The organism is Winogradskyella sp. SM1960, from assembly GCF_020179375.1.
Taxonomy (GTDB): domain Bacteria; phylum Bacteroidota; class Bacteroidia; order Flavobacteriales; family Flavobacteriaceae; genus Winogradskyella; species Winogradskyella marina.
The window spans coordinates 1-1,601 of record NZ_JAICBG010000036.1; the positions used below are offsets into that span (position 1 = coordinate 1).

At 39.2% G+C, this 1,601-nt stretch carries 1 pseudogene; it reads left to right on the top strand.

The annotated features are described in order from the left end of the window. Nucleotides 1-1,601, top strand: a pseudogene (locus K1X16_RS17855) (hypothetical protein); the annotation flags it as partial.

Genomic DNA, 1,601 nt, shown 5'->3' on the forward strand with positions numbered 1-1,601 from the left:
AATCTAAGCAATGCTCAGACCATATTTGTAAGAGCAGAAAACGATGTTACAGGCTGCTACAATACAGTAACAGTTACTTTACGAGTAGACCCAATACCATCACCAGAAGCTAATCCAACAGCCATAGAAGTCTGTGACGATGATAACGATGGCTTTGCAGAATTCGATTTAGAACAACGTACTATAGAAGTTATTAACGGAGAGCCAAACGTGGAGATTAGCTACCACGAGACCCAAACCGATGCCGAAACAGGAGATAATCCAATTGTAGGGTTATACACCAATATCGTGGCTAACAATCAAATGATTTATGTGCGTTCAGAGAATACCTTAACAGGTTGTTATAGTTTAACAGCAAATACGATGGAACTTATTGTGTTACCATCACCAGAAGTGCCAACAACTATAGAACCTTACACATTATGTGATACTGACGACAATGGCATCACCCAATTTGATCTCACCACTAAAGATGCGGAGATTCTAAACGGTCAAGACCCATTAGACGTACAACTCACTTACCATGTGAATGCCGCAGATGCCGCAACAGGAAATAACCCAATTACTAATGTAAGCAGTTACACTAACACAGCAAACCCACAAATGATCTATGTGCGTTTGTATAATCCAACAACAGGTTGTAACGACACAGGGGAGTTTGAAATAGAAGTCAATTTACCACCAGTAGCCGTACAGCCGACCCAATTAAGTGTATGTGATGATTTAGGAGAAACACCAGGAGATGAAATCACAAGCTTTGATTTAACAGTAAAAGATAATGAAATCACAGGAGGCAATGCAAGTTGGTCTGTAGCATATTATGAGACCAATGCCGAAGCACAATCTCAGACCAATGTAATACCAGATCCAACAGCGTATGTTAATACCTCAATTAATGGATCAGGAGCAAATCCACAAACCTTATTTGCAGTGGTTACCGATACCGATACAGGCTGTGTAGACTTTACAACATTAACCATACGTGTATTGCCAAACCCAACACCAACTCCAAGTGATTTATTACCAAATATAGAGTTGTGTGATGATGTAAATACAGGAGATGGAGTAGAAGTCTTTGATTTAACAGAAAATGAACTACTTATTTTAAATGGAGAGCCTGGAGTTACAGCAAGCTATTATGAAAGATTAGACGATGCCAACTCAGGAAGCAATGCCATAACAGACCCAACACAATACACCAATACAGAGACACCAGAACAAGAGATCTATGTAAGAGTAACCAATGATGTTACAGGCTGTTATGCTTTAGTTGATTTTACGATTATAGTCCACCCACTACCAACAGTTGTGGCAGTAACTGATTTTATTCAATGTGAATTATTCACCGATGGTATTGATAGTTTTGACTTAACCACAAAAGACGAAGAAGTCTTAAACGGTCAAGATCCAACACAGTTTATAGTAAGTTACCACGATAACTTGGCCGATGCCGAAGCAGGTATGAATGGATTAGTAAGCTCATATACCAATACGAGCAACCCACAACAAATCTTTGTGACCATTACCAATAACGTCACAGGTTGTTCTATCAGTACCCAAAGTTTTAATATTGAAGTTCAAGAAGCAGCACAGGCAAATCC